This window comes from Dietzia maris, assembly GCF_036287335.1.
GTDB lineage: Bacteria > Actinomycetota > Actinomycetes > Mycobacteriales > Mycobacteriaceae > Dietzia > Dietzia cinnamea.
Map to the genome: position 1 here is coordinate 1,626,529 of NZ_CP143053.1, position 15,637 is coordinate 1,642,165.

The window sequence follows — 15,637 nt, forward strand, 5'->3', positions numbered from 1 at the left end:
TCCGGGGTCGGGTGCCGCGCCGGAGGACGCGCGATGGCAGAGGGCGGTGTACACGGAAGGCACACCTGAGCCGGTCCGCACAGACGAGAACGGGCCCCCGCCGGTCGTCCGGCGAAGGCCCGCTGCAGCGGTCTTGTCAGTCCAGTCAGTCCAGGTAGTCCCGCAGGACCTGCGAGCGCGACGGGTGCCGCAGCTTGGACATGGTCTTGGACTCGATCTGACGGATGCGCTCACGGGTGACCCCGTAGACCTGGCCGATCTCGTCGAGCGTGCGCGGCAGACCGTCGGTGAGGCCGAAGCGCAACCGGACGACGCCGGCCTCACGCTCGGAGAGCGTGTCGAGCACGGAGCGGAGCTGGTCCTGCAGCAGGGTGAAGCTCACGGCGTCCACGGCCACCACGGCCTCGGAGTCTTCGATGAAGTCGCCGAGCTGCGAGTCGCCCTCGTCGCCGATGGTCTGGTCCAGCGAGATGGGCTCCCGGGCGTACTGCTGGATCTCCAGCACCTTCTCCGGGGTGATGTCCATCTCCTTGGCCAGCTCCTCCGGGGTGGGCTCGCGGCCCAGGTCCTGGAGCAGCTCGCGCTGGATGCGGCCGAGCTTGTTGATGACCTCGACCATGTGCACCGGGATGCGGATGGTGCGGGCCTGGTCGGCCATCGCGCGGGTGATGGCCTGACGGATCCACCACGTGGCGTACGTGGAGAACTTGTAGCCCTTGGTGTAGTCGAACTTCTCGACGGCGCGGATGAGGCCGAGGTTGCCCTCCTGGATGAGGTCCAAGAACGCCATGCCGCGGCCGGTGTAGCGCTTGGCCAGCGACACGACGAGGCGGAGGTTGGCCTCGAGGAGGTGGTTCTTGGCGCGCACACCGTCCCGCTCGATCCACTTGAAGTCGCGGCGCTGCGCGGTGGTGAGCTTCTCGCCGCGCTCGATGACCTGTGCCATGTACCAGGTGGCGTATAGGCCGGCCTCGATGCGCTTGGCGAGCTCGACCTCCTCCTCGGCGTTGAGGAGGGCGACCTTGCCGATCTGCTTGAGATAGGCGCGGACGGAGTCGGCGGAGGCGGTGAGCTCGGCGTCCTTGCGGGCCTGGCGGAGGGCCTCGGACTCGTCCTCGTCCCAGACGAAGTCGCCCGACGCCTTGTCCTTGGCGCTGGGCTCCGCCTTGGTCTCCTCGTCGGCCTGCTCGTCTTCGACGCTCTCGACATCCACCTCGACGTCTTCGAGCTCGGACGTGTCGGGCTCGACCTCGATAGAATCCCCGGCGTCCTCCAACTGGTCGTCCTCGACCACGTCGGCGCCCGCGGGGGAGGCGGTCTTCTTGGCGGCCTTCTTCTTGGCCGCGGTCTTCTTGGCGGCGGTCTTCTTGGCCGCCGTCTTCTTCGCGGGCGCCTTGCGCGCGGCGGTCTTCTTGGCGGGGGCCTCGCCAGTGACCTCGGTGGCCGACGGATCGCCGCTCGCCGCGGAATCCGAATTGGTGGTCTTCGTGGCTGCCACAAACGCCCCTTCACAACCGGTTACTCGATGGGAATCGGGGATCGATGCCGCCTGGTCTGCAGACATGCGAGCCGTCCGCCTTGCGGTACCGGGCCCGTCCCCGGCCGGTACGTGTTCCCGGCCTGCGCCATTGTAACGAGATTCTGTCCGGAGGGTTGCATCCGGCGGAGTTAGCCCGGGTCAGACGCCCACGTCGGGCAGGACCCGGCCGAGGTCGAGCACCCCCGAGTGACCTGCGGCGTAGAGCGCCGCGCCGATGATCCCGGCGTCGCCACGCCGGACGGCCGCGCGGACGGGGGTGCGGTTCTCGAGCAGGGGGAACCACTGGTCGGCGGCCTCGCTGACACCTCCCCCGAGGACGAAGGCGCGGGGCCAGAGGAGGTCCTCGATGGCGCGCAGCACGTTGGACACGTGCGGGGCCCATTCCTCGAAGCTCAGTCCGTCGCGGGCGCGGACGGAGGCGGAGGCCAGGTGCTCGGCCTCGTCGAAACCGCGCCCGGCGATGTCCTCGACCATCAGGTGGCCGAACTCGGTGTTGGGTAGCAACCTGCCGTCCAGCAGGAGGGCTGAGCCGATGCCGGTGCCGAACGTCAGCAGGATGACCAGCCCGTCGACGCCCTCACCGGCGCCGTAGTGGACCTCGGTGAGGCCGGCGGCGTCGGCGTCGTTGAGCATGAGGACGGTGCGGCCCGGTAGGTGCCGGTCGAAGAGGTCGACGACGTCGCAGCCGATCCAGGAGTGGTCGATGTTGTGCGCGATGCGCGCCACGCCCTCGTGGATGACGCTCGGGAGGGCGACGCCCACCGGGCCGCGCCAGTCGAATTCGGCGACCATCTCGCGGATGAGCGCGGCGACGGCGTCGGGGGTGGCGGGCTGGGGCGTGGGGCGGACGAGCCGGTCGCCGATGAGTTCCCCGCGCGCGAGGTCGACGAGCCCCACCTTGACGCCGGTGCCGCCGACGTCCACGCCGAGTCCGGTCGGCGTCTCCGTCGGCGGGACGGCGGAGAGGGGCGAGGGGCTGGACATGTGGGGCTCCCGTGGGGTGGACCGTGCGGGGCACGGCGTCGGTTGTCAGGTGCCCGGGCCGTCGGGGCACGATGGGCGTCGGGCGCCCGCGGGCCAGCGTATCGGTCCGGCGGGCCCCGGGGCGGGTTCACCGCCGCGCCCGTCCGGCGGGTCCGAGTACGGGCCCCGGAGGGGTACGACGACGAGGAGGGGCACATGACGTCCAGCGGAGCAGCAGAGGAGGCCGGCCGGACCGGCCCGGAGTTCGTCGACGGGTTACGGGAGCTGGCCGAGAGGGTGGCGGTGTCGGGCGGTGACGTGGCCCGGCGGATGCTGGCCGAGTTCGACTCGCGGGGGCCGGGTTCGCAGGGGCTGGGCTCGCGGTCCAAGTCGTCGGAGACCGATCCGGTGACCGTCATCGACACCTCGGTGGAGGAGCACCTGCGGCGGGAGATCGCGGCCGCCCGCCCGGGCGGCACGGTCCTCGGCGAGGAGGGCGGGGAGGTCGCGCACGACACGCACGAGACCCCGGGCGATCCGGGGGGCGTGCCGACGGACGGGGACATCGCCGGTGCGCGCGAGCCGCGGGTCCGGTGGGTCGTCGACCCCGTCGACGGGACGGTCAACCTGCTGTACGGGATCCCGTTCACGGCGGTGTCGGTGGCCGCCGAGGTGGACGGCGTCGTGGTCGCGGGGGCGGTCCACAATATCGTCACGCGGGAGACCTGGAGCGGGGGCTCGGGCCGGGGCGCGGCCCTGAGGGAGGCGGACGGCACCACGACGGCGCTGCGCGTGTCGGACTGCGCGGACCTGTCGCTCGCCCTGGTCGGAACCGGGTTCGCCTACGACGCGGGGATCCGGGCGGAGCAGGGCCGCGTGGTGGCCGAGTTGCTCCCGCGGGTCCGTGACATCCGCCGGTGCGGGTCCGCGGCGTTGGATCTGTGCATGTTGGCCACCGGCCGGCTGGACGCCTACTACGAGCGCGGGCTCAAATACTGGGACCACGCGGCGGGCGCGCTGATCGCGGCCGAGGCCGGGGCAGTGGTGGCGGTGTCGGAGGACGACGCCGTGCCCACCACCGGCGCCACGCCCGGCGTGGCGCCGGAGTTCCTCTCCGCGCTCGCGGGCGCGACCGGACGGCTCAGCAGCTGACGGCGCGCGCGGCGTCGAGCTCGGAGGAGATGGGCTGGCGACCCACTTTGAGCTCGTCGAGCGCGCCGACGGCGGCGGTGGAATCGGACAGGCGGGAGAACGTCGTGCCGAGCGCCAGGTCGACGGTGCCGTCGGTGCGGCCGTCGGTCACCAGCTGCATGCACGGCGCGGCGAGGGAGAGCGAGCGGGCGGCGGCCCGGCCCGCCTCGCCGTAGCGGATCTGACCGTGGCACTCGAGGGCCTGCCCGTAGACCGGGTCGTTGCCGATCGCGTCCGAGCCCGCCGGTTGGAATCCGCGCTCGGCCAGCTCGGCGGCGACCGCACCGGCCTGCCCGCTCTGGCCGTTCGCGTTGAGCACCCGGATGCGGGTGTCGGCGAGCAGCGCCGGCGCGACCTGATCGAGGGCGTCCACGGACTCCTCCTCGAGGCCCGCCTCCTCGGCCGCCGGCGGGAGCGGGCAGGCGACGGCCTGGGTGGCGGCGTCGTCTCCGCGCAGTGCCGCGGCCCAGACGAGCGCACCGAGGACGAGCACCACGACCACGAACAGGACGTAGGGCGAGCGCAGGCGGGTCAACCCCCGCGCGGGGGTCGGGCTCGGTGTCGCCTGGGTGCTGAGATGGACGACCATGAGGGCCTTTCCTGCAGGTGAACGGGCTGCGGGCCCCGATGGGACCCGGCCCTCCACTGTAAACGTCGGGCGCAGGCGATCCCGCCCGGAACACGGACGTGACCGCTGGATGAAAAAGGCGGGAGATTCCGTTACTATGCGTGCGCCGGTCGGTCCACCGCCGAATCGGGCACCCCCCACACAGACCCAGAAAAGAGACTCATGGCAACCGACTACGACGCTCCCCGCCGCACCGAGGCAGACGAGCTCACCGGCGATTCGCTGGAGGAGCTCAAGGCACGGCGCGCGGAGGGAGCCACCGGCGAGGTCGACGTCGACGAGACGGACACCGCCGAGTCCTACGAACTGCCGGGTGCCGACCTGTCCGGCGAGGAGCTCACGGTGCGGGTTGTGCCGGAGCAGGACAACGAGTTCACGTGCGGCGAGTGCTTCCTGGTGCACCACCGCAGCCGCTTCGCCGAGGAGCGCGACGGCATGGCCATCTGCGTGGACTGCGCGGGCTGAGCACCGCGCGCGGCGGCGCCGCCGGTCAGCTGTAGTGGTTGTCCGGCAGCGCCGCCGCGAGCCCCTCGGGGTCGCGCGTGCTGATGAGCCAGTACGGCGTGGGGTCCAGAGGGTCGTCGAGGACCACGATCACCATGGTCGGGATGTACCCGCGGTGGACGACGAACGCCTCCGGGTCCAGCTGCCGTCCCATCGCCGCCTGCTTCGCCGTCGCGGGAACGACCGCGCTGCGGGCGATCGCGTCGAACGGCAGGCGCGCGCGGCCCGCGTACAGTGTCCCTCCGCCCTGACCGTCGGATTCGACCTCGATCCTCTCGCGGCCGAGCGAGACGAACAGCCAGGCGAGCAGGGCGGGGACCACGATGACGAGTAGCCACATCCACCAGCGTGCGCCGGCCGTGAAGGCCAGGACGACCGCCACGACGGTGACCGCGGCGAGCAGGAGCCACCACCACACCGGGACCCGCAGCGTCTCGGAGTGGACGGGGCGCGGCGCGCGATCGGGTGGGGGGCGGAGATCTTCGTCGGACACGACATCAAGACTATCGAGCAACCGGGCGACGCCCGGCAGGAGGGCGGCGGCATGGTGAGCGGATCGGCCGGGGTGAGCGGTACCGGCGAGGTGCTCCGGATACGACGGCTGGACAGTGGACTCCCGCTGCCTGTCCGGGCGCACGCGGCGGACGCCGGGATCGATCTCCACGCCGCGGAGGACTGCGACCTGACACCCGGACACCGTGTCCTCATGCCGACGGGAGTCGCCATCGCGTTGCCCGTCGGGTACGTGGGCCTCGTGCACCCACGGTCCGGCCTGGCGGCACGGGCGGGACTGTCCATCGTCAACGCACCCGGGACCGTCGACGCGGGATACCGGGGGGAGATCAAGGTGAACCTCATCAACCTCGATCCGGCCGAACCCGTCCGTATCGCGCGCGGTGACCGGATCGCACAGCTCCTCGTCCAGCGGGTCGAGTTGTGGGACGTCGTGGAGGTCGATGATCTCGACGAGACCGACCGCGGGGACGGCGGCCACGGCTCGACCGGGGGCCACCACCGCCTGAGCTGACCGGCCGCCCTCACGCCCGGGGAGACAGACCACCACCGCCCTCACACCCAGGGAGACAGACCACCATCGCGCCTGACCTGACCGGCGGCGACGCCGTTGGGTAGCGTCGTCCGCGACGGTCCCGTCCGGGGCCGGGTCGCACTCCGAGAGGATTTCCACCATGTTCGGACGAAAGAAGCCGGTGACCGGGGCCCGCGACGCCGCCGCGTCCACCGAGGCGGAGTCGCAGGCACCCTCGTCGACGGGGCCGCACGACCGCTCGTCCGTTCCAGACGTGCGCGCGTACTACACGGCCCTCGGCTACGGCCATATCGACCTGGGGTCGCTCGTCATCGGAGTGCCGCAGGGCCGCGATCTGAACGTGGCCCTCGACCCGGCCGGCCAGCCCGAGTTCCACGTCGTCACCCAGGTCTCACGTGTCATCCCGCGGGCGTTCGCCGCCCCGAAGTCGGCAGGACAGTGGCGCACGATGGTGGCCGGGATGCGTGAGCAGCTCGAACAGCAGGGCGCCGACGTCTCGGTGGTCGACGGTCCCTGGGGGCGCGAACTCGTCGCCGTGCTGCCCGGGGCGGTCTTCCGCGCCATCGGGGTCGACGGCAACCGGTGGACCGCCGAGGTCCGGGTCATGGCCACGCCTGAGCTCGCGGACCAGGCGGCGGAGGAGGGGCGGGAGGTGTTCCGGCACCTCCTCATCAACCGCGGTGACGGACCGATGCCCGTGCGGGAGCAGCTCCCACTGACCATCCCGGACGAGATCCAGCAGGCGCTCACCCAGGCGCGGTCCCAGCAGGCGGCGCAGCAGCAGGCGCAGGCGTACCAGCAGCAGATGGCGGCCGGCCAGCAGGGTCGGGCCGGCCAGGCGGCGCAGGCGGGGGCGCAGGCGGCGCCCGCGAACCCGCAGGCGGCGTCCGCGAACCCACAGGCGGCTGCGCCGTCCGCCGGCGCCGCCGCGGCTCCGCAGAGCGGCGGTCAGGCCACCCCGTCGTCGGGCGCAACGGCCGCGTCGTCGACCGGTGGCACCGCGACGCCCCGCAGGGACGGGAGCGCGATGGACCGGCTCCGCGGCGCGGACGACGACCTGTGACCGGAACCGGTCGGCCGAGGGAGATCTGACCATGCCTTTCCCCAGGGTCCTGCGGGACCTGACCGCCCGACTCACCGACCCCGTCGAGGCCCTCGACGCGGCGGATCTCGCCGTGCGCGTCCAGCGCACGGGGTGCACCCACGTCGCGGATGTCGCGCGAGGGGACCGCGTGACGTTGACCGGGCGCATCCGGACCGTGCTCTCCTGCGGGGGATCGGATTTCCTGGGGATGACCGCGGAGGTGTTCGACGGGACCGGCGCGATCGAGGTGTGTTGGCTCGGACGGCGCACGATCCCCGGGATCGACACCGGTCGTTTCATCCGTGTGACGGGCCGGGTCGGCATCCGCGACGGCCGCAGGATCATGTACAACCCGCGCTACGAGCTGCTCGACGGGCAGCCGTGCAGGACCGGGGAGGAATCGCGTGACAGAGCCTGAGCAGGCAGCGGGGGAGTCGGATACCGGCGCTGGCACCGGGCGGCAGTCGGTGGCGAGCCGGAAGACCGCGTTCGGGGATCCCGACGCGTCCGTGCTCGAGCAGATGGGCGGTGTCCGGGGGCTCGTCTTCTCGTCGATCCCCGTCCTCACGTTCGTCCCCGTCAACGCGTTCTGGGGCCTGACCGCCGCCATCTGGGGCGCCCTCGGCGTCGCGGTCGCCATGCTCGCCTGGTCCCTGGGACGCCGGGACAACCCACAGCCGGCGATCTCCGGGTTCATCGGCGTGGCGATCTGTGTCTTCATCGCCTGGCGGACGGGAGACGCCAAGGGGTACTTCCTCTACGGCATCATCACCCAGGCCGTGTACGGGTCGGCGTTCGCGCTGTCGGCGATAGCCGGGTGGCCTCTCGTCGGGGTGATCTGGGGTTTCCTCGACGGCAAGGGGATGGCCTGGCGTCGGATCCCGCCCGCCCGCCGGTGGTACACCGTAGCGACGGGCTTCTGGGCCGCGTTGTTCGCGATCCGGGCTGTCCTGCAATACGTCCTGTACCTCAACGACGAGGTCAACTGGTTGGGCGCCGCGCGTATCGGTATGGGCTGGCCACTGGCGCTGGTCGCGTTCGTCGGGACCGTGTGGGCGGTCCGTCGCGCGATGGCCCACGAGAAGGACGCGGAGAACCCCGTCGCCGGGCAGTCGCCGGGAGATGCCGAGCGCGGGGAATGACACCGCGCCGGGAATGACACCGCGCCGGGAATGACGACGCCCCGACGGCCACTCGGCCGTCGGGGCGTCGTCATCTCAGGGGCACGTCGCCGCCGTTACCGCGGATCAGGCGGTGGCGTATCGGGCGGCGGTGGATCAGGCGGCGGCGGCGGTCGCGGCGCGGGAGAATTCGCTCGGGCCGGTGATCACCCGGTAGGCGTACACCGACGCGAGCGTGGTGACCGGGATGGCCACGAACAGACCCACCAGCAGTGCCAGGGTGCCCGCGATGATGATGAGGACGTTGAGCAGCGCCAGCGCGAGCAGGTTGCCCGCGTCCGACTTGATCGCGCGGAAGCTCGAGACGATGGCGTCGGTGGCCGTCATGTTGCGGTCGACGACGAAGTACTGCGTCCAGTAGAGGAAGAACGCGACGACGAAGGCGCCGACGATGAGGAGGAAGACACCCACGAAGGTGGCGATGCCCACGAGGATCGCGGCGACCACGAACCATCCGAAGTTGTGCAGCTTGAAGAAGTCGCCGAACGACGGCCTGTGGCCGTCGACCTCGAGGAGGGCGCCGCGGACGATGAACGCCTGGAGCAGCAGGCTCACCACGAACGAGAGGACCTGGGCGATGAACATCACGGCCCCGGACTCGTCCGTGGAGAACGCACTGATGATCCCGCTGACCACACCGCTGGCCAGGGTGATGAGCAGCCAGGGGACCGGGTTGTTCTTGAACATCTGCCAGCCGGCGCTGACCGCGCCGGTCGGGGACACCCGGCCGACCATGGCCGGGGCCCCGCCCGGCCCCGGCTGGCCGTAGCCGCCGTACGCCGGATCGCCGTAGGGCTGCTGTCCGTAGGCCGGTTGGCCGTATCCCTGCTGGCCGTAACCCGGCTGCTCATGACCCGGCTGTCCGTATCCCTGCCCGGGGTAGGGATCGTAGCCACCGCCCTGCCCGGGGTACGGCTCGTAGCCACCCTGGCCCGGGTAAGCCTGCTGGCCGTAGCCCGCGTCGCCGTAGGGGCCCTGTTCCGGTCCGGTCCGGAACCGTAGGGGTCGTTCGGGTACCCGTCCCCGGGTGGGGTGCCTCCGGTGGTCATCGCCGTCTCCATCGCTCGGTGCCGCGGGACTCTTCCACGGCTCTCCTGCCGAACCTAGTTGCGCAGCGGCGTGAGCACGAGGTCCAACTCGCGGACCATGAGGCATTCGGCGGAAACACACCGGGCCCCGCTGACTCTCGTCAGCGGGGCCCTACGGTCACCGGAGAGGTGAGCGTCAGATGTTGGCGTCGATCTCGACGGCCTGCGCGACACCGGCGATGGTGCCCGCGATCTTCACGGCCTCCCAGGCCTGCTCCTTGGTGACGCCCTCCTTGCGGATGACGTCATCGTGGGCGGCGGTGCAGTTCTCACAGCCGTTGATGGTGGACACGGCCATCGACCACAGCTCGAAGTCGGCCTTCTCCACGCCGGGGTTGGCGATGATGTTCATCCGCAGGCCCATGCGGACCTGGGTGTAGTCGTCGCCGAGGAACTCCTTGGCGCGGTAGGCCACGTTGTTCATGGCCATGATCGAGGCGGCGCCGAGCGCGGCGTTGAACGCCTCGTCCGACAGGTGCTGGCGGGCCTCGTCGGCGATCTCCGACAGGACGGTCGCCGAGCGGGTCGCGGCGGCGGTCGCGAGGAACGTGCCCCAGAGCTGCTGCTCGTTGAGCTCGGTGGACCGCGCCAGCGAGCCCAGGTTCAGCTTGAGATCCTTGGCGAACTCGGGGAGTCCGGACTTCAGGTTCTCGATGCTCACTTGATGCCCTCCTGCAGCATGTCCATCTTGTTGATGTTCTTGGTGGGATCGTTCTTCTGCCAGTTGCAGGCACAGACCTCGGACGACTGCAGGGCGTCGAGGACACGCAGGACCTCGTCGACGTTGCGGCCGACGGCGTCCGGGGTGACCGAGACGAACTGGATGACGTTGTCCGGGTCGACGATGAAGGTCGCGCGATCGGCGACACCGTCGGCGTTCTCGACACCGAGGGCGCGGATCAGCTCGTGCTTGATGTCCGACAGGAGCGGGAACGGCACGGTCTTCAGCTCGTCATTGGTCGCGCGCCAGTTGAAGTGCGCGAACTCGTTGTCGATCGAGCCGCCCAGGATCTGGGTGTCGCGGTCCTGGAAGTCCTCGTCGAGCTTGCCGAAGGCGGCGATCTCGGTGGGGCAGACGAAGGTGAAGTCCTTCGGGTAGAAGAAGATCACGCGCCACTTGCCCTCGTAGGACTGGTTGGTGATCGTCTCGAAGTAATCCTCGGGCTGCTGCGCGTTGACCTCCTTGAGGTCACCACCCTTCAGCGCGGTGAGTTCGAAGTCGGGGAACTGATCGCCGATGGTGAGAAGAGCCATGTGATCCTCCTGAGGGTTTGGCGTTAGTCGGACGGCCAGGCCCGACTATGCCCCACTCCCTGTGAGAGGTAAAGTCGATGAGACATAGATCACTCATAGGCATGCGCGAATAATCATCGACTTCTGGTTATCGACGGCCGTACACTGATCGGCATGGCTGATCAGCGGTTCGTCCCGAGCCTCATGCAGCTCCGGGTCTTCCTCGCCGTGGCGGAGCGCCTGCATTTCCGCAGTGCCGCCGAGGAGCTCGGCATGAGTCAACCCTCCCTGTCCCAGGCGCTGGCGACGCTCGAGGACGGACTGGGTCTGCACCTGGTCGAGCGCAGTACGCGGTCCGTCCTCGTCACGCCCGCGGGGCACCGCCTGCTGCCGTACGCCCGCGCGGCGGTGACCGCGATGGACGCGGTGGCCGACGCCGCCGCGGGCAGTGACGGGCCGCTGTTCGGGTCGTTGCGCATCGGCGTGATCCCCACCGTCGCCCCGTACCTGCTGCCCGGCCTGCTCCCGGCGCTGGGGGAGCGGTTCCCGGACCTGACGCCGCGGGTGGTGGAGGACCAGACGTCCCGACTGGTGGACGGGCTGCGCAGCGGCGTCATCGACCTCGCGATCATGGCGGTCCCGACCGACGCGATGGGCGTCGCCGCCACGCCGCTCTACTCCGAGCCGTTCGCCCTGCTCGTGCCGGCGTCCCACGAGCTCGCCGGGCGCGAGGGCCTGCCCCTGGAGATCCTCGTCGACCAGCCGTTGCTGATGCTCGACGAGGGCCACTGCCTCCGCGAGCAGACGGTCGAGCTGTGCCGCCGGGTCTCCGCGCCCGTGCTCGGGCGGGGCGAGTCCCGCGCCGCGTCCCTGACCACCGCGGTGCGGTGCGTCGCCGGAGGGCTGGGCGTGACGATCGTGCCCGAATCCGCGGTGGGTCCGGAGACGCGCGACCCCGGGATCGCCGTGGCGCGGTTCGCGGACCCGGTGCCCGGTCGTACGATCGGTCTCGTGCTGCGGACCGCGACCGCCGGGGCGGACGCCTACGCCGAGTTCGGTCGCGTCGTCGCCGACGTGGCCGCGCAGGAGTTCGGCGCGTTCCCCGTGTGACGACCGGTCAGCGGGCGCCGGCGGGGACACGTCCCCCGAGCCGCTCGACGCGGTCGACCGCGGCCAGAAATCGTGAACGGAGCACCTGGGTGCGCGCGATCCACTGCTTCTGGAAGGCGACGAACTCGGCGCGCCCCTCGGCGGTCTCCACCGGTATCGGCGTCAGGCCCCAGGCCGAGAGGTCGTAGGGCGAGGAGCGCATGTCCACCTCGCGGGCGTCGAACGCGGCTCGCAGGGCGTCGAGGAGGAGCTCGCCCGGTGCGCCGGCCTCGAGGGCCGCCGTGTGGGCGTAGACGTCCATCCCGGCGTGGAGGCACGCCGGCTGCTCGTCGCGGACCTGCCCGTCGCGCGTGAGCGGCTCCCGGTTGAGAGGCACGGCGTCGTCGGTGAAGAAGCGGAACGCGTCGAAGTGCGTGCACTGCAGACGCGAGCCGCGGACGACCTCGTCGATCCGCTCGTGGCTCAGGCGCAGGGGGACCTGCCCGTGGCGCACGCCGTCGCGGCCGGAACGATAGAGCATCGCCCACTCGTGCAGGCCGAAGCACCCCGTGGCCCCGCGGCGGCCCGCCGTGGCCGCGACCACCGCACGGGCGCGGGAGACCCGGTCTCCGCAGCGACGCCACACCGAGTCGGCGTCCACGACGAGCCCGTCACGACCGGCGACCGTCGCGCGTAGGTAGTGCCGCCACTCCCGGCGCTCCGACCGGTGCGCGTTCTCCAACAACACGCCGGGCCCCGGGTGCCAGCGACGCACCGTGGCGACGCTCGTGCGGTAGTAGGTGAAGAGGAAATCGACGACGGGGTGCGGCTCCCCGCGGCGACGGCGTTCCAGGTGCTCGGCCGTCAGATGGTCGACCCAAGCGTGGTGGCGTTCCTCGCGGCGCCGCCAGAGCTCCTCCGGGAGCACCACCGGGTCGGGTGGGCGTACGTCGGACGTCACGACCGCTTCTTCCGCTTGGGGCGGTGGACCCGCGACGTCGCGGGTCGCGGGGGCTCGGACGGCCGCCGCGACCGTGCCGGTGGGGCGGGGGCTCTCCGGGCCGCCGGCGTCATCAGCTCGGGGCCGAACACCCGCGTGATCGCGTCGTCGGCGCCCGGCCGGGAGACGTCGACGGTCTCGACCGACATCCCCGACTCCCGCGCCTGATCGGCGACGCGGTCGACCTGGGAGGGTCTGAGGACGGCGGCGACGACGCCGGCCTGCGCGACGCCGCGACCGGTCCGACCCGAACGGTGGACGAGGTCGTCCGTCGAGTGCGGCGGTCCCACGTGGACCACGTGGCCGACGTCGACGATGTCGAGCCCCCGGCCCGCGAGGTCCGTGGTCACCAGGACACGGACGGCACCCGAGGCCAGCTCGGAGAACGCGGACGAGCGCCGGGTGGGGGAGTCCGACCCCTTCACGCCGGCCACGCGCACGCCGGTGTCCGCGATTGCGGCACGCAGCGCGTCGACTGCGTCCCGGCGTGGGACGAAGAAGAGTCCCCGCGTGCAGCGGGCCGCCAGTGCGACCGCCACGCCGTCAGGATCCGGGGTGGAGAGGATGACCAGCTGACGTGGCGCGCCCGTTGTCGTCGTCGTCCCCGTCCCGGTCTCCCCGGCCGCGGTCTCGGCCTCCGGTGACACCCCGGGACCGGGTTCCTGCTGTACCGACGCGGGCGCGCGCTCGACGCGGTGGACCCGGAGGCCGGGGCGCGCCTCGCGCAGGCGTGCCTCGACGCCGGAGTCGGCGGTGGCCGTGGTCGCCACGAGTCCCGCACCGGCGCAGGCGGCGAGAAGCGACTCGGTCTGTTCGACGAACGAGGGCCCCAGGAGCTGGTCGGCCTCGTCGAGGACCATCACCCGCGCGTCGGTGAGCGACACGGCCCGGGACCGGACCAGGTCGGCCAGGCGACCCGGCGTGCCCACGGCCACGTCGACCGGGGCGACGAGGGCGCGACGATCCCGCTTGATCGGTTGGCCGCCGACGAACGAGGCCACCCGCAGCCCGGCGCCCGCGCCCACCTCCGCGAGGACCTCGGCGCTCTGCTCCGCGAGTTCGCGGGTGGGTGCCACGACGACCGCTCGGGGCCGGCCCGGCAGGCTCGGTGACCCCGCGAGGCGGTGGACCACCCCGATCGCGAACACGAGCGTCTTGCCGGAGCCGGTCGGCGCCACCGCGAGCAGGCTCTCGCCGCCGACGGCGTCGGCGAGCGCGGCCGCTTGCACCGGTGTCGGCTCGCCCGGAACGAGCGCGGACACGGCATGTCTGATCGGGACCGACACCCCGAGGTCCTCGAGGAGCCGGCCCAGACCACCGGGCTGCGAACCGCTCAGGCCCGGACCTCCGAACGATCGCCGCTCCACAGAGTGTGGAAGCTGCCCTCACGGTCGGTGCGCTGGTAGGTGTGCGCGCCGAAGAAGTCGCGCTGACCCTGGATCAACGCGGCGGGCAGACGCTCGGTGCGCAGGCCGTCGTAGTACGCGAGCGCGGCCGAGAAACCCGGCGCGGGGATGCCCGCGGTGACCGCGGTCGCGACGACGCGGCGCCAGCTGTCCACGCAGTCCGCCAGTGCCTCGGCGAAGTACGGCGCCGCGAGCAGGGAGGGCAGCGACGGGTCGGCGGCGTACGCCTCACGGATCCGGTCGAGGAACGTGGCGCGGATGATGCAACCGCCGCGCCAGATGGTGGCGAGGTCGCCACGGGCGACGTCCCACCCGTACTCCGCGCTGGCCGCCGTGATCTGGTCGAATCCCTGCGCGTAGGCGATGACCTTGGACGCGTAGAGCGCCCGACGGACGTCCTCGACGAACTCGGGACCGGTCTGTGTCGGGGTCGACACCGAGCCGGCGGGCAGGGCGCGCCCGGCCTCCCGCTGGGGGACGGAGCTCGACAGCGCGCGGGCGAAGACGGCCTCGGCGATGCCGGTGACCGGGACGCCCAGATCGAGGGCGGACTTCACCGTCCACCGACCGGTGCCCTTCTGGCCCGCGCGGTCGACGATCACGTCGACGAGCGGGCCGCCGGTCTCGGCGTCGACCTGAGCGAGCACCTCCGCCGTGATCTCGATGAGGTACGAGTCGAGCTCACCGGTGTTCCACTCGCGGAAGACGTCGGCCATGGCCGCCGGTTCGATCCCCGCCACGCCGCGGAGGAGGTGGTAGGCCTCGCCGATCAGCTGCATGTCCGAGTACTCGATGCCGTTGTGCACCATTTTGACGAAGTGGCCCGAGCCGTCCTCGCCGACGTGGGTGCAGCACGGCGTGCCGTCGACCTTGGCCGAGATGTCCTCGAGCATGGGTCCGACGACCTCGTAGCTGGACGCTGGCCCGCCCGGCATGATGGACGGCCCCTCCAGGGCACCTTCCTCGCCGCCGGAGATGCCCGCGCCGATGAACCGGATGCCGCGCTCGGCCATGGCCTTCTCGCGACGGATGGTGTCCGTGTAGAGGGAGTTGCCGCCGTCGATGATGATGTCGCCCTCGTCGAACGCGTCGGCGAGCGCGTCGATCACCGCGTCGGTGGGCGCGCCCGCCTGCACCATCACGAGTGCGCGACGCGGCGAGCGCAGTGCGGCGGCGAACTCGGCGATCGTCTCGGTGCGGATGAAGTCACCGTCCGCACCGTGCTCCGAGAGCAGGGCGTCGGTCTTGCCCGCGGAGCGGTTGTGGACCGCCACCGTGTAACCGTGCCGGGCGAAATTGCGGGCGATGTTCGAACCCATGACGGCGAGGCCGGTCACTCCGATGTCGGCGGTGCCGACAGTGCCGGCGGCGGGCTGCGCGTCCTCGCGTTCAGTACTCATGCGACTCAGCGTAGTCGACGCCCGCCGAGCGATCGGACCTGCATCGATGCGAGCTATCGGCCGGGCCGGAGGCGGGGTGGCGGCAGCGAAGTGGTTGATAGATCAGACGTGCACTGAGTGCAAGGATTCGTCGATCGGCCGAAAAACTCTTGGTAACAACCGGCGATGTGTTGTAACACTTATGGTCGGGCCAGATGACCTGGACCACAACGATTCGGGGGACGGATCGCCGTGGTCCGGACGTCTCCGCGGAGGCGCGCCGGACCCGGTTCGGGGACTCTA

17 protein-coding genes are annotated in these 15,637 nt (G+C 71.4%); 7 read left to right on the top strand and 10 right to left on the bottom strand.

Annotated features, from left to right (window positions below; translation table 11 throughout):
• Positions 1 to 145 precede the first annotated feature (145 nt).
• Together VYL96_RS07430 and ppgK are read right to left on the bottom strand one after the other, a co-directional pair.
• Positions 146 to 1,564: an RNA polymerase sigma factor gene (locus tag VYL96_RS07430; RefSeq protein WP_131886316.1), complete on the bottom strand. Its 1,419-nt coding sequence runs from the start codon at positions 1,562 to 1,564 to the stop codon at positions 146 to 148.
• 114 nt (positions 1,565 to 1,678) lie between these two features.
• The gene (gene ppgK, locus VYL96_RS07435) at positions 1,679 to 2,524 is read right to left on the bottom strand and encodes a polyphosphate--glucose phosphotransferase (protein WP_061229552.1); all 846 of its coding nucleotides are present in this window, start codon (positions 2,522 to 2,524) and stop codon (positions 1,679 to 1,681) included.
• A gap of 195 nt (positions 2,525 to 2,719) precedes the next feature.
• Here ppgK and VYL96_RS07440 point away from each other — a divergent pair, with 195 nt between their 5' ends.
• The gene (locus VYL96_RS07440) at positions 2,720 to 3,655 is read left to right on the top strand and encodes an inositol monophosphatase family protein (RefSeq protein ID WP_007628748.1); all 936 of its coding nucleotides are present in this window, start codon (positions 2,720 to 2,722) and stop codon (positions 3,653 to 3,655) included.
• Here VYL96_RS07440 and cei read toward each other — a convergent pair.
• Complete coding sequence (gene cei, locus VYL96_RS07445; RefSeq protein WP_007628749.1) at positions 3,645 to 4,283, bottom strand: envelope integrity protein Cei; 639 nt, start codon at positions 4,281 to 4,283, stop codon at positions 3,645 to 3,647. The genes VYL96_RS07440 and cei overlap by 11 nt on opposite strands.
• A gap of 201 nt (positions 4,284 to 4,484) precedes the next feature.
• Here cei and VYL96_RS07450 point away from each other — a divergent pair, with 201 nt between their 5' ends.
• On the top strand, positions 4,485 to 4,787 hold the full coding sequence (locus VYL96_RS07450; protein WP_007628750.1) for a DUF4193 domain-containing protein: 303 nt from the start codon (positions 4,485 to 4,487) through the stop codon (positions 4,785 to 4,787).
• 25 nt (positions 4,788 to 4,812) lie between these two features.
• On the opposite strand, the gene VYL96_RS07455 is transcribed toward VYL96_RS07450, so the two are convergent.
• On the bottom strand, positions 4,813 to 5,319 hold the full coding sequence (locus VYL96_RS07455) for a DUF3093 domain-containing protein (RefSeq protein WP_061229549.1): 507 nt from the start codon (positions 5,317 to 5,319) through the stop codon (positions 4,813 to 4,815).
• A 51-nt stretch (positions 5,320 to 5,370) separates the two neighbouring features.
• Here VYL96_RS07455 and dut point away from each other — a divergent pair, with 51 nt between their 5' ends.
• The 4 genes from dut to VYL96_RS07475 all read left to right on the top strand — a co-directional run bounded on the left by dut (position 5,371) and on the right by VYL96_RS07475 (position 8,100).
• The gene (gene dut / locus VYL96_RS07460) at positions 5,371 to 5,853 is read left to right on the top strand and encodes a dUTP diphosphatase (protein WP_061229548.1); all 483 of its coding nucleotides are present in this window, start codon (positions 5,371 to 5,373) and stop codon (positions 5,851 to 5,853) included.
• A gap of 160 nt (positions 5,854 to 6,013) precedes the next feature.
• Positions 6,014 to 6,937 carry a DUF3710 domain-containing protein gene (locus tag VYL96_RS07465; protein WP_131886317.1) on the top strand — a complete coding sequence of 308 codons (924 nt, stop codon included), beginning with the start codon at positions 6,014 to 6,016 and terminating at the stop codon, positions 6,935 to 6,937.
• Positions 6,938 to 6,968: 31 nt separating this feature from the next.
• Complete coding sequence (locus VYL96_RS07470) at positions 6,969 to 7,376, top strand: OB-fold nucleic acid binding domain-containing protein (RefSeq protein ID WP_131886318.1); 408 nt, start codon at positions 6,969 to 6,971, stop codon at positions 7,374 to 7,376.
• Positions 7,363 to 8,100: a DUF3159 domain-containing protein gene (locus VYL96_RS07475; protein ID WP_082904445.1), complete on the top strand. Its 738-nt coding sequence runs from the start codon at positions 7,363 to 7,365 to the stop codon at positions 8,098 to 8,100. Before VYL96_RS07470 ends, VYL96_RS07475 begins: the two co-directional genes overlap by 14 nt.
• 135 nt (positions 8,101 to 8,235) lie before the next feature.
• Here the strand turns inward: VYL96_RS07475 and VYL96_RS07480 are convergent, their stop codons facing one another.
• The 3 genes from VYL96_RS07480 to VYL96_RS07490 all read right to left on the bottom strand — a co-directional run bounded on the left by VYL96_RS07480 (position 8,236) and on the right by VYL96_RS07490 (position 10,481).
• Positions 8,236 to 8,862, bottom strand: coding sequence for a DUF2189 domain-containing protein (locus VYL96_RS07480; RefSeq protein WP_165928529.1), 627 nt, complete (start codon positions 8,860 to 8,862; stop codon positions 8,236 to 8,238).
• Between the two features lie 501 nt (positions 8,863 to 9,363).
• Positions 9,364 to 9,888 carry an alkylhydroperoxidase, AhpD family gene (locus VYL96_RS07485; RefSeq protein WP_007628757.1) on the bottom strand — a complete coding sequence of 175 codons (525 nt, stop codon included), beginning with the start codon at positions 9,886 to 9,888 and terminating at the stop codon, positions 9,364 to 9,366.
• Entirely contained in the window at positions 9,885 to 10,481 is a 597-nt protein-coding gene (locus VYL96_RS07490; RefSeq protein ID WP_063973061.1) for a peroxiredoxin, read from the bottom strand. Before VYL96_RS07490 ends, VYL96_RS07485 begins: the two co-directional genes overlap by 4 nt.
• A 153-nt stretch (positions 10,482 to 10,634) precedes the next feature.
• Here VYL96_RS07490 and VYL96_RS07495 point away from each other — a divergent pair, with 153 nt between their 5' ends.
• The gene (locus VYL96_RS07495) at positions 10,635 to 11,570 is read left to right on the top strand and encodes a hydrogen peroxide-inducible genes activator (protein WP_131886319.1); all 936 of its coding nucleotides are present in this window, start codon (positions 10,635 to 10,637) and stop codon (positions 11,568 to 11,570) included.
• A gap of 7 nt (positions 11,571 to 11,577) precedes the next feature.
• Here the strand turns inward: VYL96_RS07495 and VYL96_RS07500 are convergent, their stop codons facing one another.
• The 3 genes from VYL96_RS07500 to gndA form a co-directional block, all read right to left on the bottom strand.
• Complete coding sequence (locus VYL96_RS07500; RefSeq protein WP_243699778.1) at positions 11,578 to 12,510, bottom strand: hypothetical protein; 933 nt, start codon at positions 12,508 to 12,510, stop codon at positions 11,578 to 11,580.
• Positions 12,507 to 13,811, bottom strand: a complete 1,305-nt coding sequence (locus VYL96_RS07505) for a DEAD/DEAH box helicase (RefSeq protein ID WP_329439866.1) — start codon at positions 13,809 to 13,811, stop codon at positions 12,507 to 12,509. Before VYL96_RS07505 ends, VYL96_RS07500 begins: the two co-directional genes overlap by 4 nt.
• A gap of 71 nt (positions 13,812 to 13,882) precedes the next feature.
• Positions 13,883 to 15,355 carry an NADP-dependent phosphogluconate dehydrogenase gene (gene gndA / locus VYL96_RS07510; RefSeq protein ID WP_007628763.1) on the bottom strand — a complete coding sequence of 491 codons (1,473 nt, stop codon included), beginning with the start codon at positions 15,353 to 15,355 and terminating at the stop codon, positions 13,883 to 13,885.
• Positions 15,356 to 15,637: the final 282 nt, after the last annotated feature.